The sequence below is a fragment of the Mycobacterium sp. 1245499.0 genome (assembly GCF_001673615.1).
Lineage (GTDB): Bacteria > Actinomycetota > Actinomycetes > Mycobacteriales > Mycobacteriaceae > Mycobacterium > Mycobacterium europaeum_A.
This window is the reverse complement of sequence record NZ_LZMG01000328.1, coordinates 1-24,275: the sequence shown is the minus strand read 5'-3', so window position 1 is coordinate 24,275 and position 24,275 is coordinate 1. Positions and strand designations below refer to the sequence as shown.

Genomic DNA, 24,275 nt, shown 5'->3' with positions numbered 1-24,275 from the left:
GCGGCGACTTGGCGAACATGTTGTGGCGCAGGATGATTGACAATGCCGAGGAATACATGGCAGAGGGCGTGCGCGCCGGGACGATCAAACCCAGCCGCGACCCCAAGGGGCGGGCCAGGTATTTGGCCATCACCGGCGGCGGCGGCTTCCTCCTCTACATCCAAATGCATGAAACACCAACGGATTTGCGGGCAGTGCTGCGCGACTACTCGCGCGACATGATTCTGCCCGCGCTCGAGGTCTACACCGAGGGCCTGCTGACCGACCGGACCATGTACGACGCATTCCTGGCCGCCGAAGATCAAGGAGGATCTGATGCCGACTGAAAACGCCGACGGATTCGCACCCATCGAGATCCGTGGTCTCACAAAGAATTTCGGTGCGGTTCGGGCGCTGGACGGCCTGGACCTCACGGTGCGGGAGGGAGAGGTCCACGGGTTCCTCGGGCCCAACGGCGCCGGGAAGTCCACGACCATCCGCATCCTGTTGGGCCTGGCGAAAGCCGACGGCGGCAGTGTGCGGCTGCTCGGCGGCGACCCGTGGACGCAGGCCGTCGCCCTGCATCGCCACATCGCTTACGTGCCAGGCGATGTGACGTTGTGGCCGTCGCTGACCGGCGGTGAGACCATCGACCTGCTGGCCCGGATGCGGGGTGGCATCGACAAGAAGCGCCGCGCCGAGTTGATCGAGCGCTTCGACCTGGACCCGCACAAGAAGGCGCGCACCTACTCCAAGGGCAATCGCCAGAAGGTCTCGCTGATTTCGGCCTTCTCGTCCCATGCCAGGCTGCTACTCCTCGACGAGCCGAGCAGCGGCCTGGACCCGTTGATGGAGAACGTGTTTCAGCAATGCGTGGCCCAGGCCCGCGACCGGGGCACGACGGTGTTGTTGTCCAGCCACATCCTGGCCGAAACGGAAGCGTTGTGCGAACGGGTGACGATCATCCGGGCCGGCAAGACCGTCGAAAGCGGTTCGCTGAGCTCGATGCGGCACCTGAGCCGCACCTCGATCAAGGCCGAGATGACCGGCGACCCGGGCGATCTCAGGCGGATCAAAGGCGTTGAGGACATCAGCGTCGAAGGCAATACGCTGCGCGCCCAGGTCGACAGCGAAAGCCTCGGTGAGCTCATCCGCGTGCTCGGCGACGCCGGGGTGCGCAGTCTTGTCAGCCAGCCGCCGACCCTCGAGGAGCTTTTCCTGCGCCATTACGACACGTCGGGCGGCGACGGTCGGCACGGACGCGATGCGGCAAAGGTTTCGCTGTCATGAGCACGTCAACGCTGGACCGGCCGTTGGCATCACGCGCGCCACGTGGTGGTTCACCCTTCTCCGGAACGCTCTCGATGCTGCGCCTCTACGTGCGCCGCGACCGGATCTCGATGCCGCTGTGGGTGTTGCTGCTGTCGGTGCCCCTGGCCACCGTGTACGTCGGCAGCATCGAGAAGGTCTACCCCACCGCGTCGGATCGCGCCGGGTTCGCGGCCGCCATCATGGCCAGCCCGGCCCAGCGCGCCCTGTACGGCCAGGTCTACAACGCCAGCCTTGGCGCGGTAGGCATTTGGAAGGCCGGGATGTTCCACGTGCTGATCGCGGTGGCGGTCATCCTCACGGTGATCCGGCACACGCGCGCCGACGAGGAGAACGGGCGGACCGAGCTGGTGGACTCGACCGCGATCGGCCGCTACGCCGCCCTGAGCGCGGCGCTGCTGCTGTCGTTCGGAGCGTCGGTTGCCACCGGGGCGATCGGTGCGGCCGGGCTGTTGAGCACCGATGTCCCGGCCGCCGGGTCGCTGGCCTTCGGGGCGGCGCTGGCCTGCTCCGGCCTGGTGTTCACCGCCGTTGCGGCGGTGGCCGCGCAGCTTTCGCCGAGCGCCCGGTTCGCCCGCGGCGCCGCGTTCGCCGTGCTGGGTACCGCGTTCACCCTGCGTGCCGTGGGCGACGCCGGTGACGGCACGCTGTCGTGGCTGTCCCCGCTGGGGTGGTCGCTGCTGGTCAAGCCGTATGCCGGTGATCGGTGGTGGGTGCTGCTGCTGCACCTGGTGACGACGGCCGCGCTGACCCTCCTGGCGTATCGGCTGCTGGCCGGCCGTGACGTCGGCGCCGGGCTCATCGCGGAGCGCCCGGGTCCCGCCGAGGCCGGACCGACGCTGGGCGATGCGTTCGGGCTCACGTGGCGGCTGGACCGCGCCGCGCTGCTGTTATGGACCGTGGGCCTGTGTCTGTACGGCCTGCTGATCGGCAGCGTGGTGCACGGCATCGGCGACGAGCTGGGCGACAGTGGCGAAGCGCGCGACATCGTGGCACGAATGGGCGGCACCAGCGCGCTCGAGGAGGCGTTCATCGCCGTCGCGTTCGCCATGATGGGCATGGTGGCCGCCGCGTTCGCCGTTTCGCTGACGTTGCGGTTACACCAGGAAGAGTCGAGTCAGCGAGCCGAAACGGTGCTTGCCGGTGCCGTCTCGCGAACCCGTTGGCTGGCAAGCCATTTGGTGACGGCGCTCGCCGGATCCGCGGTGGCGATGCTGGCCAGCGGGCTCACCGCGGGCGTCGTCTACGGCGTCGCGGCGGGCGATGTCGCCGGCAAGCTGCCGATGGTCGTTGCCAGCGCCGCCGTCCAACTGCCCGCGGTGTGGCTGTTGTCGGCCGTGACGGCCTTCCTGTTCGGCGTCGCGCCGCGACTGACGCCGGCGGCCTGGGGTGTGCTGGTCGGCTTCGTCGCCCTGTATCTGATCGGGTCGCTGGCCGGGCTCTCGCAATGGTTGCTCGACGCCGAACCGTTCGCACACATCTCGCGGATCGGCTCAGATTTCACCGTCGTACCCCTGTTATGGCTACTCGCCATCGACGTAGGGTTGATGATTCTGGGTGCCACGGCTTTTCGGCGCCGCGATCTACGCTGCTAGGAGCGCGATGAAGACCGGAATCCGGGTAACGGCGACCTCCCTCTGGGGCATCCTCTCGTGGATCCTGATCCTGCTGCTGCCGGCGGGCACGCTGCACTATTGGCAGGCCTGGCTTTTCATCGCGGTGTTCACGGTGGCCACCATCGTCCCCACCGTTTACCTGGGCCGGACCAATCCGGCGGCCCTGCAGCGCCGCATGCGCGCGGGCCCGCGGGCCGAGCCCCGCAAGGCGCAGAAGTTCATCATCACCGGCTCGTTCGCGGGCCTGTTCGCGACCATGGTGTTCAGCGCGCTCGATCATCGGTTCGGCTGGTCGTCGGTGCCGCCCTGGCTGTCGGTGCTCGGCGACGTGCTGGTGGCGACGGGGCTCGGCATCGCCATGCTGGTGATCGTCCAGAACAGTTATGCCGCCGCCACGGTCACTGTGGAAACGGGCCAGACGGTGGTCTCCCACGGCCTCTACAGATTCGTGCGGCACCCGATGTACGTCGGAAATGTGATCATGATGATCGGGATCCCCTTAGCGCTCGGCTCCTACTGGGGACTGCTCTTCGTCATCCCCGGCACCCTGGTGCTCACGCTGCGCATCTTCGACGAAGAAAAGTTGCTGAACCGCGAACTGCCCGGCTACCCCGAATACGCCGAGCGGGTCCGGTACCGGCTGGTGCCCCACCTCTGGTAGCTCCCCGGGCCGGCCGTTTAGGGTAGTAAGCCGAACGGCCGCCGGCCCGCACCCGTTGGCGCGCAATGTATCCGGGCGGCGCCGGCACGCTGACGCCCCGGAGCCGTCATCAGATCCCGGCCGCGTGGGCTTCGAAACGCGTTGCGGCACGGCATCTTTCATCTGGACCCTTTTCCAGGACACCGAGCTGACCGGCCCGATGGTGACCCGGCTGGGGTCGAACTCAGCGGCTGTGCCGACGCCAACCTTTTCGTGGGATTGGCAAAGTGGCGATGCGGCGTTCGTCGGATTCGAAGGGTCCTATGGCTATCCCGGAGATACCGGGCTAGATCCAGACGCCCTTGCCCACCGCGACCACGCCGCCGGCGCTGATCGCGAAGCGCTCCCGGTCCTTTTCCAGGTCGACGCCCACCATCTCGCCCGGCCCGACGACGACGTTCTTGTCCAGGATCGCGTGGCGCACCACCGCGCCGCGGCCGACCCGGGCGCCGGGCATGATCACGCTGCCCTCCACGATCGCGCCGTCGTCGACCACCACGTTGGACGACAGCACCGAGTTGCGCACCGAGGCCGCCGAGATGATGCTGCCCGCACCCACCACCGACTCCTGCGCCGAACCGCCGTTGACGAACTTGGCCGGCGCCAGGTTCTCCGACTCGCCCCGGATCGGCCAGCGCTTGTTGTACAGGTTGAACACCGGGTGCACCGACACCAGGTCCATGTGCGCATCGTAGAAGGCGTCCAGCGTTCCGACGTCACGCCAGTAGGCCCGGTCTCGATCGGTGGCCCCGGGCACCTCGTTGTCGTTGAAGTCGTAGACGGCGGCCATCCCGTCGGCGACCAGACGCGGGATGATGTCGCCGCCCATGTCGTGATCGGAGTGGTCGTCGTCGGCGTCGGCGCGGATCGCGTCGATGAGCACCTTGGTGGTGAAGATGTAGTTGCCCATCGACACGAACGTCTGCTCGGGGTCGTCCGGGGTTCCCGGCGGATCCAACGGCTTCTCCACGAAGTTACGAATGCGGCCCGACTCGTCGGAGTCGATGCAGCCGAACGCGGTGGCTTCGCCGCGCGGCACCCGGATGCCGGCGACCGTCGCGCCGGCGCCGCTGTCGATGTGGAACCGGACCATCTGCTCGGGGTCCATCCGGTACACGTGGTCGGCGCCGAAAACGACTATGTAGTCGGGGTCTTCGTCATAGATCAGATTGAGTGACTGGTAAATCGCGTCGGCCGAGCCGGTGTACCAGCGGGGGCCGAGGCGCTGCTGGGCGGGCACCGGCGTGATGTACTCACCGGCCAGGCCGGACAGCCGCCAGTTCTGCGAGATGTGACGGTCCAGTGAATGCGACTTGTACTGGGTGAGAACGCAGATGCGCAGATACCGGGCGTTGACGAGATTGGACAGGACGAAGTCGATCAGCCGATAGGCGCCCCCGAAGGGAACGGCGGGCTTGGCGCGGTCCGCGGTCAGCGGATACAGCCGCTTGCCCTCACCGCCGGCCAGGACGATGCCCAGCACGTGTGGCGCTTCCCTCATGGTGTCAAACCTATCGGCCGTGGCCAAGGGCTGCCAGAGGGCACGGTCGATTGGCGGAGTTCTGTGCGGCTGTCCGTCAAGGTATTTGGCCGCGCACACGCCGAAGACCGCCCGGACGTTGTGGCCAACCCGACTCGCGGCCGCCCTCGCTCGCGAACTACCGTGCGGGTATGCGGGTGGCGATGATGACGCGGGAGTACCCACCGGAGGTCTACGGGGGCGCGGGGGTACACGTCACCGAACTCGTCGCCCAGCTGCGCCGGCTGTGCCCGGTCGACGTGCACTGCATGGGCACGCCTCGCCCGGGCGCGTACGTGCACCAGCCCGACCCCCGGCTGCAGGGCGCCAACGCGGCGATGTCGATCCTGTCGTCCGATTTGATGATGGCCAACGCGGCATCGGAAGCCAGCGTGGTGCATTCGCACACCTGGTACACCGGCATGGCCGGGCATCTGGCCGCGCTGCTGTACGGGGTCCCGCACGTCCTGACCGCGCATTCGCTCGAGCCGCTGCGCCCGTGGAAGGCCGAGCAACTCGGTGGCGCCTACCGGATCTCGAGCTGGGTCGAGCAGACCGCGGTGCTGGCCGCCGATGCCGTCATCGCGGTCAGCACCGCGATGCGCGAGGACGTGCTGCGCGTCTATCCCGCACTGGATCCCAGCGCCGTGCACGTCATCCGCAACGGCGTCGACACCGACGTCTGGTATCCGGCCGGGCCGGTGCAAACCGGATCGATGCTCGCCGAACTGGGCGTCGACCCGGCCCGGCCCATCGTGGTGTTCGTGGGCCGGATCACCCGGCAGAAGGGACTGGCGCACCTGGTGGCGGCCGCCCACCGGTTCAGCCCGGAGGCGCAGGTGGTGTTGTGCGCCGGCGCCCCCGATACCCCGGAGATCGCCGAGGAGATTCGTGACGCCGTGGCCGGCCTGGCCAGCAACCGCACCGGGGTGTTCTGGATCCGCGAGATGCTACCCATCGGTGAGCTACGCGAAATCTTGTCGGCGGCATCGGTTTTCGTGTGCCCGTCGGTGTACGAGCCGTTGGGGATCGTGAATCTGGAGGCGATGGCCTGCTCGACCGCGGTGGTGGCCTCCGACGTCGGCGGAATCCCGGAGGTGGTCGCCGACGGGATCACCGGGACGCTGGTGCATTACGACCCCGACGACGCTCGGGGCTATCAGGCCGGACTGGCCGCAGCGGTCAACGAGCTGATCGCCGACCGCGAAAAAGCGCAGCGCTATGGCAAGGCAGGACGCCAGCGCTGCGTCGAGGAGTTCTCCTGGGCCCACGTCGCCGAGCAGACCCTGGAGATCTATCGGAAGGTGTGTGCGTAGCGCCGCCGACATCCGTTCGGCGGCAAGCTCTAGCTGGAGCTCGTGACGCCCTTGAGCTCGTCACCGAGGGCAGCGGCTTCGTCCGGCGTCAGTTCGACGACCAGTCGACCGCCTCCCTCAAGTGGTACCCGCATCACGATGCCGCGCCCCTCCTTTGTTGCTTCCAGAGGACCGTCTCCGGTCCGGGGCTTCATCGCCGCCATCGAGTACTCCCTCCAGATTCGAGCTGGCCCGCCCGTGCGGACCTGGTCGGCGCCGAGCAAGCCCCGCCAGCGAACTTCAAGCCATGCCCGGCATCGAACTGCCTTATCACCCCCCCATTGTTCCCTATCCAGGTCACCACTTGTACAAAGACCCGCATCTGTGTGCTCAGCGGGCTGTTGCGGGCACCCAGCAACCGCGGATATGGTCATCGACCATCCCGGTCGCCTGCATCAGCGCATAGGCGGTGGTCGGGCCGACGAAACGGAACCCGCGCCGCTTGAGTTCCCGCGCCATGGCCTTCGATTCGTCAGTGGCCGAGGGGATTTCGGACGGGTCGGCCGGCCGGTTTCGCGGCGACGGCGCGAAGGACCACAGCACGTCCGCCAGGTCCGCCGCGGTGCCCAGTTCGGCGGCGGCACGCGCGTTGGCGATGGTCGCCTCAATCTTGGCGCGGTTGCGCACGATTCCCTGATCCGCCAGCAGCCGCTGCACGTCGGCGTCGGTGTATGCGGCGACCTTGGAGATGTCGAACCGGTCGAACGCGCGCCGGAAATTCTCCCGTTTCCGCAGAATGATCAGCCAGGACAGGCCGCTTTGAAAGGCCTCCAGGCTCATCCGCTCGAACAACGCGATCCCGTCGCGTACCGGTTGGCCCCACTCGCGATCGTGGTAGTCGCGGTAGAGCTCGAAATCGGGTCCCGGCCGCACGGTCGCCCAACTGCAGCGAACCAGCTCGTCTTCACTCACACTGAGTCCTGACGATCCTCGCCGTCGTCGGGTTCCCCGGATTGGTTTTCGGCGTCTTGCCCGGCGGCCGGCGCGGCGTGCACGGCGGCCAGCTGGCCGCGCAGCGCCTCGAGCTCCCGCGCGAGCCGGTCCAGCACCCAGTCCACTTCACTGGTCTTGTAGCCGCGCAGCACCTGGGTGAACTTGACCGCGTCGACGTCGGAGCCGGTCACCCCGAACGCGGGCAGCACGGTGGCCGTCGTCCCGCGCGGCAGGGGCGGCAGCTGCTCGCCGCGACCGAACAACAGGCTGGCCGCGCCGAACAGGACGATCGCCACCAGCACCAGAACCACCAGGTACAGCAACACCAACGCCACGGGATCGATACTGCCCTATGCCACCGACACGGCGGCGGTCAGCGTGACCCCGCGCGGGCCTACCGGGGCCTGATCGCCTGCATCGGGGGCCGGTCCGCCAGCGACACCGGCGAGGTGCGCTGGGTGTAGCCGTGTCCCTCGGGGCCGTCGGCGACGAACTGGGTCAGCCCGACGCCGGAGTCCGGGATACCGCAGCGCGAGAGCAGGGTGGCGATGATCTGGCGGCTCATCACGCCCAACTCGGCCAGGGGCCGGTTGCGATGCGCCCGCACCCCCAGATTGACCTGGGCGATCGCCTCCAGACCCAGCCGGTCGAAGGTGTCCACCAGCAGGCCGATCTCCACGCCGTAGCCCGGCGCGAACGGCACCGACGTCAGCAGTTCCCGGGTGGCCGCGTACTCCCCGCCGAGCGGCTGCAGGATGGACCCCAACTCGGGCCGCAGCGCCGAGAGCAACGGCCGGGCCACCAGCTCGGTGACCCGCCCACCGCCGGTGGCGCTGACGTCGCCGCCGACGTCGCCCACGTCGCTGAGCTCGCTGCCCCGCAGCGGCCGGCGGTAGAAGCTCTTGACCAGGTGAACGCCGTCGCCGGTGAGCAGCGGGCCGACCAGCCACGGCACGAACATCGGGTGCGGGTTGATCAGGTCGGAGTCGACGAACACCACGATGTCGCCGCTGGTGGCCGCCAGCGAGCGCCACAGCGCCTCGCCCTTTCCGGGGCGTATCGGCACCTCGGGCAGGGCCTGCTCGCGGCTGACGACGCGCGCGCCGGCGGCGACGGCCCGGATCTCGGTGTCGTCGGTGGAGCCGGAGTCCAGCACGATCAGCTCGTCGACCAGCCCTCCAGAATCCCGGAGCAGCGGCGAGATGCTCTCGATCACCGACGCGATGGTCTCTTCCTCGTCGAGGGCCGGCAGCACCACCGAGATGGTCCGCCCGGCCTTCGCGGCCTCCAGTTCGGCGATGGTCCAGCTCGGGCGGTTGCGCCTGTCGTTGGCCAACCACACATCGCCGGGCCGGGCGGCGAGCACCCTGTCGTTGGCCAGATCGCCGGCGAACAGGTCCGATGCCGTCATGCCAGCCCCCTCACCGTGCGCGTCGGGGGGCGCGTGCCCTGGATCGAGGCCACCATTTCCAGCACCCGGCGGGTGGCCGCGACCTCGTGGACGCGAAACATCCGCGCACCGGCCGCGGCCGCGAGCGCGGTGGCCGCCAACGTCCCCTCGAGCCGCTCGGTCAATTCCACACCCAGAGTCTCCCCGACGAAGTCCTTGTTGCTCAAAGCCATCAGCACGGGCCACCCGGTATTAACGAGATCGCCCACGTGACGCAACAGCAGCAGCCCGTGAAACGTGTTCTTGCCGAAGTCGTGGGTCGGGTCGATCAGCACCCGGTCGCGGGCCACGCCGCACGCCACCGCCCGCTCGGCGGCGGCGGTGACCTGGGCGATGACGTCGTCGACCACGCCGCGGGTGGTGGTCCCGTAGTTCACCCGGAACGGGCGGGTGCGCGGCAGCGCGTTGCCGGTGTGCGAACACACCAGGCCGGCACCGAACTCCGCGGCCACCTCCGGCAGCGCGGGGTCGATGCCGCCCCAGGTGTCGTTGATCAGGTCCGCACCGGCCGCACAGGCCACCTTGGCCACCTCGGCGCGCCAGGTGTCGGCGCTGATCAGCTGGTCCGGATAGGCGTCGCGTAGCCACTCGATGAACGGCACCAGCCGGGCGATCTCTGTGTCGGCGTCGACCTCTTGACCGGGGCCGGCCTTGACGCCGCCGACGTCGATGACATCGGCCCCCTCGGCGACGGCCCGGTGCACCGCCGCCCTGGCGGCCTCGTCGCTGAACGTCGCCCCCCGGTCATAGAACGAGTCCGGGGTGCGGTTGACGATCGCCATGATCAGCGCGCGATCGCCGGCGACCGGGCGGCCGCACAGAGTCGATCGGCCGGCTGACGCCGGCGGTGTCGGTTGCACACGTACATGGTGCCCGGTCGCCGCCGTGCGTGCGGCCCGGGGACCGCCGACGGCTTACGGGCGCTTGCCCTCGGCCACCTCGTCCGGGTACCCGTCGTAGAACGGCACGTAGCCCTCGTCGCGCCCGGCCAGCACATAGAGCGGGTCCTTGACGTCGGGCCCGTAGGCCTGTTCGCGCAGCTCCACCTTGCGGCTCTTGAAGGTCGTGGTCTGCTCGATCGACTCCACCACCCGCACGAACAGCGGCAGCGCATAGGCCGGCAGCTGCTCGTAGACGGCGCGGGCCAGCGACTTCCCGTCGAACTCGGCGCCGCCGCGCAGCTTGACCGCGGCCATCCCGGCGCGACCGCCGGTGCGCGGCACCTCGACGCCGAACACCGTGCAGTCCTCGACGGAGTCGTCGGACGCCAGCGCCGCCTCGACCTGCGTGGTGGCCACGTTCTCGCCCTTCCAGCGGAAGGTGTCGCCGAGCCGGTCGACGAACGCGGCGTGCCCCAGACCCTGCGGGCTCATCACGTCGCCCGTGTTGAACCAGCAATCACCCTCGCGAAAAGCGTTGCGCACCAACTTCTTTTCGCTCGACTCGGGGTCGGTGTAGCCGTCGAAGGGCTGCAGCCGGTTGACCGGGCTGAGCAACAAACCGGGCTCTCCGGCCGGCACGCGACGCACCCGCCCGTTCTCGTCACGCAGCGGGGCGCCGGTGTCGGGGTCGTACTCGACGTAGGCCAGCGGCATGGGGAAGATGCCGGTGGAGCGGGGCACGTTGAAGACGTTGATGAACGCGGCGTTGCCCTCGCTGGAGGCGTAGAACTCGCACACCCTGGCGATGCCGAACCGCTTGGTGAACTCGTCCCAGATCTCGGGGCGCAGGCCGTTTCCGGCGATCACCCGCACCTTGTGCGAGCGGTCGGTGGGCTTGGCCGGCTGGTTGAGCAGGTACCGGCACACCTCGCCGATGTAGATGAACGCCGTGGCCTCGTTGGCGATCACTTCGTCCCAGAACTTCGACGCCGAGAACGACTTGCCCAGCGCCAGCGTCGCCCCCGAGTTGATGACCGACGACAGCGCCACCGTCAGCGCGTTGTTGTGGTACAGCGGCAGGCAGCAGTAGAGGGTGTCGGAGCTCTTCAGCCGCAACCCGATACCGCCGAACGCGGCGAGCGCCTTGAGCCACCGCAGGTGTGTCATGACACTGGCCTTGGGGAAACCCGTTGTGCCCGAGGTGAAGATGTAGAAGGCGGTGTCCCTGGCATGCACCGCCGACGCCGAGGCCGGGTTGGTGGCCGGGGCGCTCACCGCGAACCGCTCCAGGTCCTCGACGGTCAACGTCTCGGTGCTGCCCGCGCCGCCGCACTCGGCGACCGCGCTGACCAGGTCGGCCTCGGCGATGAGCACCTTGGCGTCCAGTAGGCCGAGGCTGTGCGCGAGCACCTCGCCGCGCTGGTGGTAGTTGAGCATCCCCGCAACCGCGCCGCATTTGACCGCGGCCAGCATGGCCAGCACGGTGTTGGGCGAGTTGCGCAGCATGATGGCGACGACGTCGCCTTGGCCGACACCCCGCGCGGCCAGCACGGCGGCATACCTGTTGGCGGCGGCGTTGGCGTCGCGGTAGGTCAGTTGCTGATCGCCCATGCGCAGGAAGATCCGGTCGCCGTAGCGGGCGGCCCGGTCGGCGAACACCGTGCCGATCGATTTCTTGGAGCCCGGCTGGGCCAGCAGCCCGGTCATCGCGCCGCGCACGATCACCGGCAGGTCGGCCAGCACGGCCGGCGCCCGCATTGCGACGTCGGTCAGTTTGACCGCCGTGCGCGCTCCCCCGTCACGATCGGACACGTGATCCCCTCGATTCATTTCCAAAGTCAAGCTCGGCGGACAGCCTAGTAGGGGTGGCAAACCGGGGGCGGCCTCAGCCGGGCGCGCACGCTTCCAGCGCCGCACTCACCTTGTCGACCAGCGTCAGTCGGTCCATCGCCGCCTGGGAGACGTAACCGCTGTCCAGCAACGCGCACAGCCAGGTCCACAGCCCCTCGTAGTGGCCGAAGGGATCCAGCAGCACGATGGGTTTGTCGTGCAGGCCGAGGAAGGCCGTCGTCCACGCGTCGAGCAACTCGTCGAGGGTGCCGATGCCGCCCGGCAGGACGACGAACGCGTCGGCACGGTCTTCCATGGTCTGCTTGCGCTCGTGCATGGTGTCGCTGACGATCAGCTGGTCGGCTTCGTCGTCGGCGATCTCGCGGCGCATCAGGATTTTAGGGATGACGCCGACGGTGCGGCCGCCGCGGGCGCGCGCCGCGGTCGCGACCGCACCCATCGCCGACACCCGGCCGCCGCCCCACACCAGCGTCCAGCCGCGCTCGGCGATCGCCTCGCCGAGTTCCGTAGCGACGCCGAGCAATTCGGGGTGTTGCGGGCCGGATGCGCAGTACACACACACCGACCACTCGCCTGATGAATCGCGCTCGCCGGGCATATCCGCTAAAGGTAGACCAACCGCCCGACACCCGTCATATCTGGGCCTTTCGCCCTGCCGCGCGGGTCGCACGCCATAAAATTCGGCGGTGCCGATTCGATGGAACGTCCCCCAACATGCGACGGCCTCGGAGCGGCTCGATGCGGCCTTGGCCGGCGGTGCCCGCGGAGCGGTGGTGGTGGGGCCCGACGGCGTCGGCAAATCCACCCTCGCCCGGGTGGCCGCCGAGCGTTTTGCCGAGCGCAATCCCAGCACGCTCATCCGCTGGGTCACCGGCACCCCCACCGAACGCGCGGTCCCGTTCGGGGCGTTCAGCCACCTGGTGGAGATCACCGACCTCGGCAAGCCCGCCGCGCTGCTGCGGGCCGCCCGGGCATCGCTGGGCGGTGACGACCTGCTGCTCGTCGTCGACGACGCCCAACACCTGGACGTGCTGTCGGCCACCCTCGTCTACCAGCTGGCGCGCGACGGCGCCGGACGGCTCATCGTCACCGCCCGCGCCGACTCCGCTCCCGAGGCGATCGCGGCGCTGTGGGGTGACGACCTGCTCACCCGGCTCGACATCGAGCCGCCGGGCGGGGCGAGCGCCCCGGCGCAGATCGATACCTTCCTCGCCGAGCTGCCCGCCGCGGCGCGGTCGGTGCTGGAGTACCTCGCCGTCGCCGAGCCGCTCTCGGTCACCAATCTGACCGAGCTCGCCGGTGACGGCGCGGTGGCCGACGCGGTGGCGTGGGGCGCGGCGGAGACCCGCGAGCGCGGCGGCTCCTCCGACGACCCGGTCGTCTACACCGCCCACCCGCTGTTCGCCGAGCGGACGCGGGCGCTGCTCGATCCCGACGACGCGCGACAGCGACGCACCGACGTGGTCGAGCTGCTGTCCCAGCGGCCGTCGGAGCACCTCAGCGACCGATTGCGGCTGGTGTCGCTGGCGCTGGACAGTGCCACTCCCCCGCGGGTCGCCGACGTCGCCGCCGCCGCACAGCAGGCGCTGCGGCTGGGCGACCTGGCGCTGGGCGAGCGACTGGCCCGGTCGGCCCTGCAGCGGTCCGGCGGGTTGGCGGCGCGGCTCGCGCTGGCCCACGCCCTGGCATGGCAGGGCCGTGGTCGCGAGGCCGATTCGGTGCTGGCCGACGTCGACTCCAGCGCACTGACCGAAGCGGCGCTGATGGATTGGGCGCTGCTGCGGGCGGCGAACCAGTTCTGGATGCTGAGCGAACCCGAGCGCGCCACCGCGTTCCTGCGGACGCTGCGCAATCGGGTCACCGATACCGGCCCGCGCACCACCCTGGACGCGCTCAGCGCGACGTTCGCGATGAACGCCGGCAATGTCGGTCACGCCGTGAAGGTGGCCGGCGACGTCCTCGCATCGCCGTCGGCCGATGACCAGGCGGTGGCCTGGGCGGCCAGCGCGGCCGCGTTGTGCGCGGCGCGTGAGGGCCGGTTCGACGACGTCGAGCCCCTGGCGCAGCGCGCGCTGGGCGCCGAACACCCTGGGCTGCTGCGCTTCACGATCGGGCTGGGACAGACCACCGCGCTGCTAATGGCCGGCCGGCCCGACCAGGCCCGCCGGCTCGCGCAGCAGTTCACCGACTTCGCCGAGCTGCAACAACCGGGCCGCGCGATCGGCGAGGTGCTGCTGGCGCATGTGCTGCTGGCCGGTGGCGAATTCGCCTCCGCGGCAGCGTTATTGACTCCGGCTGTCGCCACCCTGGAGCGCACCGGTTATTCGTGGGGGCCGTTTTCGCTGACGCTGCTGGCCACCGCGCTGGCCCAGCAGGGCGACACCGCCGCGGCGGCGAAAGCGTTGAGCAGGGCCGAATCCCGGCACGGCACCAAATCCGCGTTGTTCGCGCCCGAGCTCGGCGTGGCGCGGGCGTGGCGGCTGGCCCTGGTGCGGGACGCCCACGGCGCGGTGGCCGCCGCGCGCGACGCCGCCCGGATGGCCGAACGCGGTGGGCAGCGGGGGGTGGCGTTGCGGGTCTGGCACGAGGCCGTGCGGCTGGGCGACGTCCGGGCCGCCGACCCCCTGGGCCGGCTCTGCGGCGAGATCGACTGTGTCGCAGGCAGACTGGCACTGGCACACGCCCGCGCGCTGGCCGCCGGCGATGGCGGGGGGCTGCGGGCGGTGTCGGACGAGTTGACGTCGATCGGCATGCACGCGGCCGCCGCCGACGCCGCCGCGCAGGCGCAGCGATGCGGGGGCGGGAACGCCTAGCCGCTCAGGTAGGCGCGCAGCACGTCGACCGCGGCGGTGATGTCCGCGACCGCGACCCGCTCGTCACGCTTGTGCGCCAGGTTGGGATCGCCGGGCCCGAAGTTGACCGCCGGTATGCCCAGTGCGGCGAACCGCGCCACGTCGGTCCAGCCGTACTTGGCCCGGACGTTGCCGCCGGCCGCCTCGACCAACGCCTTGGCGGCGGGTTGGGACAGCCCGGGCAGCGCGCCGGCCGCCGCGTCGGTCTGTTCGATGTGCACGTCCAGCCCGGCGAGCACGTCGTGCACGTGTTGCAGTGCGTCGGGCAGCGACCGGTCCGGGGCGAACCGGAAATTGACGGTCACCGCGGCCGCGTCGGGGATGACGTTGCCCGCCACACCACCGTCGATGCGCACGGCCGACAGGCCCTCCCGGTAGACGCAGCCGTCGATGTCGACGCTGCGGGCCTGGTATGCGGCCAGCCGTTCCAGCACGGCGCCCAGCTTGTGAATCGCGTTGTATCCCAACCAGGATCGCGCCGAATGGGCGCGGGTTCCGGTGGCGCTGACCACCACGCGCAGGGTGCCCTGGCAGCCGGCTTCGATGTAACCGCCGGTGGGCTCGCCCAGGATGGCCACATCGGCGGACAGCCAATCCGGCAGCTCGCGTTCGATGCGGCCCAATCCGTTTGCGGCGGCCTCGATTTCCTCGCAGTCGTACATCACCAGGGTGAGATCGTGCACCGGGTCGGCCACGGTGGCGGCGAGATGCAGGAAGACCGCGTCGCCGGACTTCATGTCCGCCGTGCCGCAGCCGTACAGGTCGCCGCCCTCCCGGCGGCTGGGCAGGTTCGCGGCCACCGGCACGGTGTCGAGGTGTCCGGCCAGCAGTACCCGCGACGGCCGCTGATGGTGGGTGCGGGCCAGCACGGCGTTGCCGTTGCGGACGATCTCGAACCCGGCCGTCTGGGCTCGCAGCGCGGCCTCGACCTCGTCGGCCAGCCAGGCTTCGTCCCGCGATTCGCTGGGGATGTCGACCAGCGCCGCGGTCAGCGCGACCGGGTCTCCGCGTAAGTCCAGCACGGTCTAACGATAATCCGTCGCCGCTCATGGCGAACGGCGCCGAACACCGCGTGCGCTAGACGAGCAACCGCGTGGGCATCACCTTGGGTTTGACGCCGTAGCGCGGCCCCATCCCGTAACCGCCCCGCCCCGCCGAGGCGACGGCAGGCATGCCGGACGCCCACGCCGTGTGCGCCTCTTCGGCCGGTGCGGTCCAGCCCGTGCCCGCGACGGTCTCGGCCGGGATTCGTGGCGTGGCCGCCGACCACGCGGCGGGGGTCGACAATCCGCCGACCGGGGTCGCCGCGCCCATGCTGGCCAGCACCGGTGCGGCAGCCACGCCCGCGGCACCGGCCGGCGCCGCCGCGCTCACCAGGGCGCCGCTGCCGACCGCCCCGCCCACACTGCCGGCCACGCTGCCGGACGCCGCCGCGTCGAGGGTGTGGTTGTAGAGGATGTTGGACACGATGGTGTTGAACACGTTCCAGGACACCACGTCGAAACCCGCGTTGCCGACGTTGGACACGACCGGGTCGCCGAGCACGCTGTCCAGCGCGCTCCCGGCCGCGCCCGCGCCCGGCAATGCGGCCGGCGCGGCGAACGACTGCACCGCGTCGGGCACGTTGGAGACGACCCCGCGCAACCCGCTCGTCTGCGCGGCCGTGGCCGCGGTCTGCACGCCCAGGCCGCCCGGGCTGTTCGTGGGTGCCGGCTCGGTCAACGGGCTCAGCCGGGCCGCGGCGGCGGACGACGCGGCGTAGGCATACATCGCGGCGGCGTCCTGGGCCCACATCTCGCCGTACTGCGCCTCGGTGGCCGCGATGGCCGCGGTGTTCTGCCCCAGTACGTTGGTCGCGACCAGGGCCGCCAGCTGTGCCCGGTTGGCGGCGACCAGCGGCGGCGGCACGGTCATCGCGAACGCCGCCTCGTAGGCGGCCGCCGATGCCATGGCCTGGGCCGCGGCCTGCTGCAGCTGGCCGGCGGTGGTGTGCATCCACTGCACATACGGCTGGGCGGCGGTGACCATTGCGATCGACGACGGGCCCATCCACTCGTCGCCGGTGAGATTGGCGATCGCCGCCTGGCTGGCCGCGGCGGTCGTGCTCAGTTCGTCGGCGAGGCTGCTGAACGCCGCCGCGGCGGCCATCATCGGCCCGGCTCCAGCGCCGGTGTACATGCGCAGGGAGTTGACCTCTGGGGGGAGTGCCCCGAAATCGAAAGTCATTGCGGTGCTCCTGTTCTCAGTTAGGTGGGTGCTAGACGGTCGGCGTGGGCAGCACGGTGGGCTTGACGCCGTAGCGGGGGGCGCCCAGGCCGTAGCCCCCGCGCCCGGAGGTGGCCATCGACGGCACGCCGCCCGGAACGGTGGTCACTGACGTGCTCTGGGGCGCGGCGCTGGCCAAACCCGCGCCGGTCAGCGTCGCCGCGGTCGGATTGGCCACGGGGACACCGGTTGCCGCCCAACTGGGTGGCACCGATAAGGCGCCGATCGAGGGCCCTTGGCCGGCGCTCGCCAGCACCGGCGCCGCAGCCATGCCCGTGGGACCGGCGGGGGCGGGCGCGCTCGCCGCGGTTGCCGTGCCGACCTCGCCGGTCAAGTTCGGGATCCCGGACGCGCCGGGGACGGGCGCGAATTGTCCCTCGCCCAAGGTGATGAAGTCGGATGCGGCGGCGCCGACGTTTTGACCCCATTCGATCTCGGTGCCGAGGGCGGCGTCCCCGGGCGGCGGGTCGGCGGCCGCGGCGGCCGGTGCAAACTGCTGCAGCGCCGCGGCGCTGGTGCTGACCTGGTTGGCGGATTCCGTCGTCCCATAGGAGTCGGCGTTGTTGTCCAGGTTGTTGACCAGCGTCTGGTGAATCGCCCTGGCCTGGGCGCTGACTTGCTGGTACCAGGCGCCGTAGGCCGAGAATTGCGCGGCCTGCAACGCGGACACTTCGTCGGCGGCCGCGGGAGCGATGCTGGTGGTAGGCGCCGCAGCCGCGGCGTCCTGGGCGGCCATCGACGAGCCGAGCCCTTCGAGGGTGCTCGCCGCGGCGAGCAGCGCCTCGGGCCGTGTGGTGACAAAGGACATGTTTTTCTCCTCCGGCAATCAGGCGGCCGCTATGGACCGGCGACAACAAGCCCCGCGACAAGGCCGGGAAACGACCCGCGGACCCCGGAAGCTACGTACCCCAAACGGCGAAATTCACGCCGCTGACCTGCGGGGACCGGCGGGGCTGGGCGCCGCGACCGCCCGCGTTGCGCCGACGGTTACCAATTGCCTTGCCCGGGTGGGACTTTCAATACCGGAAGCCGTCGCGGCGGCGGGCGCCCCGCGGGGCGGGCGGATCGGGGCGCGGCCCACGAAGTAACCTGACCGCCGTGACAAGAGCAGCAGGCGCCGAAGGGATAGGCCTGGCAACGCTGGCCGCCGACGGATCGATCCTCGACACGTGGTTTCCCGCACCGGAACTGACCGATTCGGGCACCAGCGCGACGTCGCGGCTGGCGCTGTCCGACATTCCCCCGGAGCTGACCGCGCTGATCGGACGCGACGATGACCGCGGCACCGAGACCGTTGCCGTACGCACGGTCATCGGCTCGCTGGACGACGTGGCCGCCGACGCCTACGACGCCTACCTGCGATTGCATCTGCTCTCGCACCGGCTGGTGGCGCCGCACGGACTGAACGCCGGCGGCTTCTTCGGGGTATTGACCAATGTGGTGTGGACTAATCGCGGGCCGTGCGCCGTCGAGGGATTCGAGGCGGTCCGGGCCCGGCTACGCCGCCACGGACCGGTGACGGTCTACGGCGTCGACAAGTTCCCGCGGATGGTCGACTACGTGCTGCCGGCCGGGGTGCGCATCGCCGACGCCGACCGGGTGCGCCTCGGCGCCCATCTGGCGCCGGGCACCACGGTGATGCACGAGGGCTTCGTCAACTACAACGCCGGCACGCTGGGGGCCTCGATGGTGGAGGGACGCATCTCCGCGGGCGTGGTGGTGGGCGACGGCTCCGACATCGGGGGCGGGGCCTCGATCATGGGCACGCTCTCCGGCGGTGGCACCGAGGTGATTTCGATCGGCAAGCGATGCCTGCTGGGCGCCAACGCGGGCCTGGGCATCTCGCTGGGCGACGACTGCGTCGTCGAGGCGGGCCTGTATGTCACCGCGGGCACCAAAGTCGTTACGCCCGAAGGCAAAACAATGAAGGCCCTGGAGTTCTCCGGCGGCAACAACCTGTTGTTCCGCCGCAATTCGGTGAGCGGGGCGGTCGAAGTGGTGGCCCGCGGCGGCCAGGGCATCGCCCTCAACGAGGACTTGCACGCCAACTGACGCGCGGCCCCTACAGGTCGACGGGAACCTTCTCGACGGTCGGGGCGCGCAGCGTGGTCCCCTTGGTTTCGGGCAGCAGGTAGACGGACACGAAACTGGCCACGACGAGGGTCGCCATCATGAGCCCGATCGCCCAGCTGCCGTAGGTGGCCAGCAGGCTGCCCGCCAGCAGCGGCGGCACGGCGGCGCCGAGGAGGCCGGCCAGGTTCATCGCCACGGCCGCGCCGCTGTACCGGTAGCGCGTGGCGAACAGTTCGGGAACGAAGGCGCCGGTGGGGCCGTTGGCCACCGCCGCGCAGGCGAACATGCCCAGCACCGCGACCGCGTACATGACGGGATTGCCGGTGTCCATCAGCGGGATCACCACGAACGACCACGGCAGACACGCCGCCAAGCCACACAGCATCACCCGGCGGCGCCCGACTCGATCGGACAGCCATGCCCCGAACGACACGAACGCGATGCTCGTCAGCCCGGCCAGCGCGCCGACGCCCCAGATGAAGCTGCGCGAGTAGCCCAACTGCGAGTGGGCGTACATGACCAGGAAGGTGTTGCCCAGGTAGACCAACCCCATGCCGCCCAGGAAGCTGCCGGCGACGAGCACGATCTCACGCCGCTGCAACCGAATCAGCTCGGCCAGCGGCGCTTTGGGCACCAGGTTGCGGGCCTTCTCCTCCACGAACAGCGGGGTTTCGTCGATGTTGAGCCGCACATAGAGGGCGATGCCGATCAGCGCGCTGCTGATCAGGAACGGCACCCGCCATCCCCACTGCATGAAGGCGGGGCTGCTCTCGCCCATGGTGAGGCTGACGGCCAGGAACGTCAGGCTGGCCAGTATTCCCGCCGTCCCACCGCCGAGCGAGGTGAACATGCCGTACCAGCCGCGCTTGCCGGCGGGCGCGTATTCGGCGCTGAGCAGGACGGACCCGGCCCATTCGCCGCCGACGGCGAACCCCTGGAACAGCCGCAGGACGACGAGGATCAGGGGCGCGGCGATCCCGATCGACGCCGTGCTGGGCACCAGGCCCACGCTGACGGTCGAGGCGCCCATGATCAGCAGGGTGGCCACCAACGTCTTCTTCCGGCCCAGCCGGTCGCCGAAGTATCCGAAGACGGCCGCACCCAGCGGGCGAGACAGGAACGCCGTCGCGAACGTCGCCATCGAGGCGATGGTGGCCACCGTCGAGCCCAGGCCCGGGAAGAACACCGTGGGAAACACCAGTGCCGCCGCGGTGCCGTAGATCAGAAAGTCGTAGAACTCGATCGCCGAGCCCACCAGGCAGGCGGCCGCGATCCGGCGCATGGTGGTAGGCGCGGCGGCGGGGACCACGGACCGGGTGGGCTCACCCACGGTGGCCGCGCATTGTCCGGTTGCATCGATACACGGATACGACGGTAGGTGACGCTTCGCGACGACGCTCGGCGCTGAAGCTGGCAACTTGCTGCGTGTCTTTGTGCCCGGCGGACCGGGCGCCCAGCCGGCTGAGCGGCCGCTCAGCCGTCGGTCAGCAGCCGCTTTTTGAGGACCTTGCCCATGGCGTTGCGCGGCAGCGCGTCCACGATGCGGACCTCACGCGGGCGTTTGTGCACCGAAAGCTCTTGCGCGACATAGTCGATCAGTTCATCGCCCGGGGCAGACCCGACGACGAACGCGACGATGCGCTGACCGAGATCCGCGTCGGGCATCCCGACGACCGCCGCCTCGGCGACACCCGGATGCCCGAGCAGCACCGTCTCGATCTCGCCCGCGCCGATGCGGTAGCCGCCGGATTTGATCAGGTCTACCGACTCGCGCCCGACGATGCGGTGCATCCCCTCGGCGTCGATCACCGCGACGTCGCCGGTGCGATACCAGCCGTCGGCGTCGAACGCCTCGGCGGTGGCGTCCGGCTGGTTGAGGTAGCCGTCGAACATCATCGGCCCGCGCACGTGCAGCTTGCCGACGGTCTCCCCGTCGTGCGGCACCAGCGCGCCCTCGTCGTCGACCACCCGGGTCCGCACACCGGACAGCGGCAGCCCCACCCAGCCCGGGCGCCGCTCGCCGTCGGCGCGGGTGGACAGCGTGATCAGCGATTCCGAGGCGCCGTAGCGTTCGATGGGCTGATGACCGGTGAGCCCGGCCAACCGGTCGAACACCGGAACCGGCAGGGGCGCGCTTCCCGAGACCAGTAGCCGCGCCGGGCGCAGCGCCCGGGCGGCCGTCTCGTCGGCGCCCACCCGCGACCACACGGTGGGCACCCCGAAAAACAGCGTGCCGCCGTGCTCGGTAGCGGCCTGCGCGTAGCCCTGCGGTGTCGGCTTGCCGGTGTGGATGAAGCGATTCCCGATCCGCAGCGATCCGAGCAGCCCCAGCACCAGGCCGTGCACGTGAAACAGCGGCAAGCCGTGCACCAGGACGTCGTCGGCGGTCCACTGCCAGGCCTGCGCCAGGGCGTCGAGGTCGGCCGCGATCGCCCGCCGGCTCAGCACCACACCCTTGGGCAGCCCGGTCGTCCCCGAGGTGTAGATGATCATCGCGGTGGCGTCGGGCGACGGCTCGGCGTAGCGGTGCCAGGAGCGGGCGTGCAGGCGCACCGGGATGTGCGGCAGCCCCTCGTTCTCGTCCGGCACCGGCCCCAGCCAGGCCTGCACCCCGGAGTCGGTGAGCATGTGCCGGCGCTCTGCCGCGCCGACGTCGGCGGGCACCGGCACGAAGGGCACCCCGGCGATCAGGCAGCCGGTGACCGCCAGCACCGTCGCGGCGGTCGGCGCGGCCAGGATGGCGACGCGGCCCGCGCCGCCGACCCGTTCGGCCACCGAGGTGGCGGCGCCGACGAGATCGCTGCGGCTGAGCACCGCACCCTCGATGCGCACCGCGTCGGCGATATCGGTGGCGGTCAGGGCCGAGGGATCGAGGGACGCCAGTAGCACGTCAGCAGGCTACCCGGCGCCGGGCAGGTCAGCCCTTCTCGTCCCAGATCTTCGTCAGGGTGGACAGGATCTCCTCGCCGCGGCCCAGCCCGCCGAGATGGCTTTCGCCGGGCAGCACGATGAGTTCGCAGTCGGGCAGCAGGGACACCACGTGCTGACCATGCGCGAACGGCACGATGTGGTCGCTGTCGCCGTGCCACCAGCGCACCGGGACTTTGACCTCGTCGAGCCGGAATCCCCAGTCCTGGGTGAACAGGATGATGTCGTTGAACGGGGCCGCCAGCTGCTTGCGGCTGCCGTTGAGCAGGTCGTCGAGGAACATCGCGCCGAACTCCGGACGGGTGAGCAGGCGCCGGTCGCCTTCGGGCGAGATCGCGGCGTACAGATACAGGGCGATGTTCGCGACCGGGCGGATCGAGCGGACCAGCAGGCTCGCGCCGATCCGCAGCGGGTCGCCGCCCAGCTTGAGCAGCGGTGCGGCCCGCTTGCCCAGGTTCATCAGGCCGCTGGTGATGCCCTCGTCGCCCAGGAACGGCGCGACGCCGCCGAGGATCCCGGCCGTGACCACGCGATCCGACAGGGCCGCGGCGGACGCGAGCGCGTACGGACCGCCGCCGGACAACCCGATGACCGCCATCTTGTCGATGCCGAGCGTGTCCGCGATGGTGCGCAGGTCGTCGGCGAACGCCCGGATGTTCCGATACCGGTGGGGGGTCGACGAGCCGATGCCGGGGCGGTCCAGCCCGATCAGCCGGATCCGGTGGTGCTGGGCGTAAAGGCGGGCCTCGGTGGGAATCTGCCGGCGGGCGCCCGGGGTCCCGTGCAGCCAGAACATCGCGCGTCCCTGCGGGTCGCCGAACTCAGCGAAGCCGATCTGGCGGTCTTCGCCGACGGCGACGTTTCCTTCGAGTTTGGGGCGGGCGATCTCGATGACCATGTCGAGCAGCTTGGCATGTTACGAGCGGTTTACAAAAGGCCGGTTAGGCGTTAAGCACCCGTTCGCCGATCACCCGCTGGTGGCGCAGGTCGGCCACCTCGGCCTCGGACAGACCCAGCTCGCGCAGGATCTCGTCGTTGTGCTGGCCGAGCGTCGGCGGGGCGGTGCGATGGTGGCGCTGCGGTCCGGGCGTGATGCGAAACGGCCAGCCGGGATAGCGATGCCGACCGGTGATCGGGTGCTCGAGCTCCTCGTAATAGCCACGGGCGTCGAGCTGGGCCCCGATGAGTTCGGGGTCATACATCAGGTCTGCGGTGATCACCCGCTCGGCCGCGATGCCCTGCGCCTGCAGCGTTTCGACGATCGCCGCGGCGGTCTGCGTGCGAGTCCAGGCGGCGACGAGCTCGTCGAACGCGTCATGATCGATCGGCTGATCGGGCACGGACAGCGCCACCCACACGTCGTCCTCGTCGGTCGGGTAGACGCCCTGCAGGTAGCCGCGCCGCCGGTTGCCCTCGCGCGGGCGCACCACGCCGTTCATCGAGTACTCGATCACCGGTTCGGCGGTCACCGCGGCGGCGACCTCGATCTGCGCGATCTCGATGAGCTGGCCGGCGCCGGTGCGGTGCCGGTGCTCGAGCGCGGCCAGCAGCGCGACCCCGGCATGCACGCCGACGATCGGGTCGGCGGGGCCCTGCGGGTTGCACGGCGGCCCCTCGGCGTATCCCGTCACCGCCGACATGCCCGACGTCTGCTCGAAGTTCAGCGCCCAGCCGACATAGTCGCGCCACGGCCCCTGCAGGCCGTATCCGGGCATCCGGACGACGATCACGTCGGGATTCAGCAACACCAGCGAGTCGTAGTCGAGGCCGAACTGCTCGACGACTCGCGGCGAGAAGTTCTCCACCACGACGTCGGCCTGCGCTGCCAGCCGCCGGGCGATGTCGAGGCCCGGCCGCGAGGTCAGGTCGAGCGTGAGGTCGCGCTTGTTCAGGTTGGTGCCCTGCCAGATGGGGCTGCGCTCGTACCAGTCGTCGCCCTCGTAGGCGAAGGCGCCCGAATAGCGGTGCCCGTCGGGCCGCTGGATCGATTCGACCTTGACGATATCGGCCCCGAACGCCCCGAGGTAGCAGGTCAGATACGCCCCGGCCCAGAAGGTGGTCAGATCCAGCACCCGCAGACCGCTGAAGGGCAGCGGCCCGGACGCATGCCGCGGCGACCGGCCGTCGCCGGCCCAACTCACGGGCCGAGTCCCCACCACCGGCGCCGGACAGGGTTGAGCCACCGGGGTTTTCGACAACCGGAACGGTGGCCCGGGGCGCCGAAACGACCCGGTGTCGACGAAGAACCCCCGCGCGGCGTACTGGGGACAATCCAGCACGGTCGCGCCGTCGTTGACCGGTGCGGCCGGAATGCGCAGGGCTTGAGCGAGTTCCACGATCTCGGCGACGGTCTGGCCGGCCAGCACCGGCTCGGCCTTGGCGAAGAAGTCGTCACGCTCCGGCCCGCCCAACATGATCGCGATCTGATGCTCGCCGAACTCGGGCAGGCCGAGCATCGCGCAGACGTCGAGCCAGTGCTGACCGGTCAGGCAGTTGATGCCCACCCAGCCGTCGACGGCCCGGACGACGCCCAGCATGGGTGCC

General features: G+C 70.2%; 21 protein-coding genes and 1 pseudogene. 7 read left to right on the top strand and 15 right to left on the bottom strand.

Annotated elements, in window-relative coordinates; translation table 11 throughout:
* From A5646_RS20445 to A5646_RS20430, 4 genes and pseudogenes are all read left to right on the top strand, one after another.
* Positions 1 to 326 (top strand): annotated as a pseudogene (locus tag A5646_RS20445) (TetR/AcrR family transcriptional regulator); the annotation flags it as partial.
* Positions 316 to 1,269 (top strand): ABC transporter ATP-binding protein, encoded by a 954-nt coding sequence (locus A5646_RS20440; RefSeq protein ID WP_067023825.1) that lies wholly within the window; start codon positions 316 to 318, stop codon positions 1,267 to 1,269. The pseudogene A5646_RS20445 and the gene A5646_RS20440, both read left to right, overlap by 11 nt.
* A complete protein-coding gene (locus A5646_RS20435) occupies positions 1,266 to 2,903 on the top strand; it encodes an ABC transporter permease (RefSeq protein ID WP_156765663.1) in 1,638 nt (545 codons plus the stop codon). Before A5646_RS20440 ends, A5646_RS20435 begins: the two co-directional genes overlap by 4 nt.
* 7 nt (positions 2,904 to 2,910) lie before the next feature.
* Entirely contained in the window at positions 2,911 to 3,585 is a 675-nt protein-coding gene (locus tag A5646_RS20430; protein ID WP_066871259.1) for an isoprenylcysteine carboxylmethyltransferase family protein, read from the top strand.
* Between the two features lie 325 nt (positions 3,586 to 3,910).
* Here the strand turns inward: A5646_RS20430 and glgC are convergent, their stop codons facing one another.
* The gene (gene glgC / locus A5646_RS20425) at positions 3,911 to 5,125 is read right to left on the bottom strand and encodes a glucose-1-phosphate adenylyltransferase (protein WP_066871256.1); all 1,215 of its coding nucleotides are present in this window, start codon (positions 5,123 to 5,125) and stop codon (positions 3,911 to 3,913) included.
* 170 nt (positions 5,126 to 5,295) lie between these two features.
* On the opposite strand from glgC, the gene glgA reads away from it, so the two are divergent.
* Entirely contained in the window at positions 5,296 to 6,459 is a 1,164-nt protein-coding gene (glgA, locus tag A5646_RS20420) for a glycogen synthase (protein ID WP_067023818.1), read from the top strand.
* A 29-nt stretch (positions 6,460 to 6,488) separates the two neighbouring features.
* Here the strand turns inward: glgA and A5646_RS20415 are convergent, their stop codons facing one another.
* From A5646_RS20415 to A5646_RS20385, 7 genes are all read right to left on the bottom strand, one after another.
* Positions 6,489 to 6,662 carry a DUF3117 domain-containing protein gene (locus tag A5646_RS20415; protein ID WP_003878471.1) on the bottom strand — a complete coding sequence of 58 codons (174 nt, stop codon included), beginning with the start codon at positions 6,660 to 6,662 and terminating at the stop codon, positions 6,489 to 6,491.
* 166 nt (positions 6,663 to 6,828) lie between these two features.
* Positions 6,829 to 7,410: a DNA-3-methyladenine glycosylase I gene (locus A5646_RS20410; protein ID WP_067023816.1), complete on the bottom strand. Its 582-nt coding sequence runs from the start codon at positions 7,408 to 7,410 to the stop codon at positions 6,829 to 6,831.
* The gene (locus A5646_RS20405; protein WP_066878965.1) at positions 7,407 to 7,766 is read right to left on the bottom strand and encodes a DivIVA domain-containing protein; all 360 of its coding nucleotides are present in this window, start codon (positions 7,764 to 7,766) and stop codon (positions 7,407 to 7,409) included. The genes A5646_RS20410 and A5646_RS20405 overlap by 4 nt, the downstream gene beginning before the upstream one ends.
* A 59-nt stretch (positions 7,767 to 7,825) precedes the next feature.
* A complete protein-coding gene (locus A5646_RS20400; RefSeq protein WP_066871244.1) occupies positions 7,826 to 8,842 on the bottom strand; it encodes a glucosyl-3-phosphoglycerate synthase in 1,017 nt (338 codons plus the stop codon).
* Complete coding sequence (gene folP, locus A5646_RS20395) at positions 8,839 to 9,663, bottom strand: dihydropteroate synthase (RefSeq protein ID WP_066871241.1); 825 nt, start codon at positions 9,661 to 9,663, stop codon at positions 8,839 to 8,841. The genes A5646_RS20400 and folP overlap by 4 nt, the downstream gene beginning before the upstream one ends.
* 132 nt (positions 9,664 to 9,795) lie before the next feature.
* Complete coding sequence (gene fadD6, locus A5646_RS20390; RefSeq protein ID WP_067023813.1) at positions 9,796 to 11,574, bottom strand: long-chain-acyl-CoA synthetase FadD6; 1,779 nt, start codon at positions 11,572 to 11,574, stop codon at positions 9,796 to 9,798.
* A 73-nt stretch (positions 11,575 to 11,647) separates the two neighbouring features.
* Complete coding sequence (locus tag A5646_RS20385; protein ID WP_067023811.1) at positions 11,648 to 12,211, bottom strand: TIGR00730 family Rossman fold protein; 564 nt, start codon at positions 12,209 to 12,211, stop codon at positions 11,648 to 11,650.
* An 88-nt stretch (positions 12,212 to 12,299) separates the two neighbouring features.
* On the opposite strand from A5646_RS20385, the gene A5646_RS20380 reads away from it, so the two are divergent.
* Positions 12,300 to 14,426 carry an AAA family ATPase gene (locus tag A5646_RS20380; protein WP_067023808.1) on the top strand — a complete coding sequence of 709 codons (2,127 nt, stop codon included), beginning with the start codon at positions 12,300 to 12,302 and terminating at the stop codon, positions 14,424 to 14,426.
* On the opposite strand, the gene dapE is transcribed toward A5646_RS20380, so the two are convergent.
* Genes dapE through A5646_RS30285 form a run of 3 tightly spaced genes read right to left on the bottom strand, consistent with a single transcriptional unit; the run spans position 14,423 to position 17,538 of the window.
* Positions 14,423 to 15,487, bottom strand: coding sequence for a succinyl-diaminopimelate desuccinylase (gene dapE, locus A5646_RS20375; RefSeq protein WP_067023805.1), 1,065 nt, complete (start codon positions 15,485 to 15,487; stop codon positions 14,423 to 14,425). The two genes, A5646_RS20380 and dapE, sit on opposite strands and share 4 nt — an antisense overlap.
* A 55-nt stretch (positions 15,488 to 15,542) precedes the next feature.
* Positions 15,543 to 16,691, bottom strand: coding sequence for a PPE family protein (locus tag A5646_RS20370; RefSeq protein ID WP_066878554.1), 1,149 nt, complete (start codon positions 16,689 to 16,691; stop codon positions 15,543 to 15,545).
* A gap of 31 nt (positions 16,692 to 16,722) precedes the next feature.
* Positions 16,723 to 17,538 (bottom strand): PE domain-containing protein, encoded by an 816-nt coding sequence (locus A5646_RS30285; RefSeq protein WP_067023803.1) that lies wholly within the window; start codon positions 17,536 to 17,538, stop codon positions 16,723 to 16,725.
* 290 nt (positions 17,539 to 17,828) lie between these two features.
* Between A5646_RS30285 and dapD the strand changes: the two genes are divergently transcribed.
* Complete coding sequence (gene dapD / locus A5646_RS20360) at positions 17,829 to 18,782, top strand: 2,3,4,5-tetrahydropyridine-2,6-dicarboxylate N-succinyltransferase (protein ID WP_066878550.1); 954 nt, start codon at positions 17,829 to 17,831, stop codon at positions 18,780 to 18,782.
* A gap of 10 nt (positions 18,783 to 18,792) precedes the next feature.
* Here the strand turns inward: dapD and A5646_RS20355 are convergent, their stop codons facing one another.
* From A5646_RS20355 to A5646_RS20340, 4 genes are all read right to left on the bottom strand, one after another.
* Positions 18,793 to 20,085: an MFS transporter gene (locus A5646_RS20355; RefSeq protein ID WP_066878558.1), complete on the bottom strand. Its 1,293-nt coding sequence runs from the start codon at positions 20,083 to 20,085 to the stop codon at positions 18,793 to 18,795.
* A 191-nt stretch (positions 20,086 to 20,276) separates the two neighbouring features.
* Positions 20,277 to 21,692 (bottom strand): acyl-CoA synthetase, encoded by a 1,416-nt coding sequence (locus A5646_RS20350; RefSeq protein ID WP_067023800.1) that lies wholly within the window; start codon positions 21,690 to 21,692, stop codon positions 20,277 to 20,279.
* Positions 21,693 to 21,720: 28 nt separating this feature from the next.
* A complete protein-coding gene (locus tag A5646_RS20345) occupies positions 21,721 to 22,629 on the bottom strand; it encodes an alpha/beta fold hydrolase (protein WP_066871216.1) in 909 nt (302 codons plus the stop codon).
* 43 nt (positions 22,630 to 22,672) lie between these two features.
* The coding region (locus A5646_RS20340; protein WP_067023828.1) for a CoA transferase at positions 22,673 to 24,275 on the bottom strand (1,603 nt) is incomplete at its 5' end.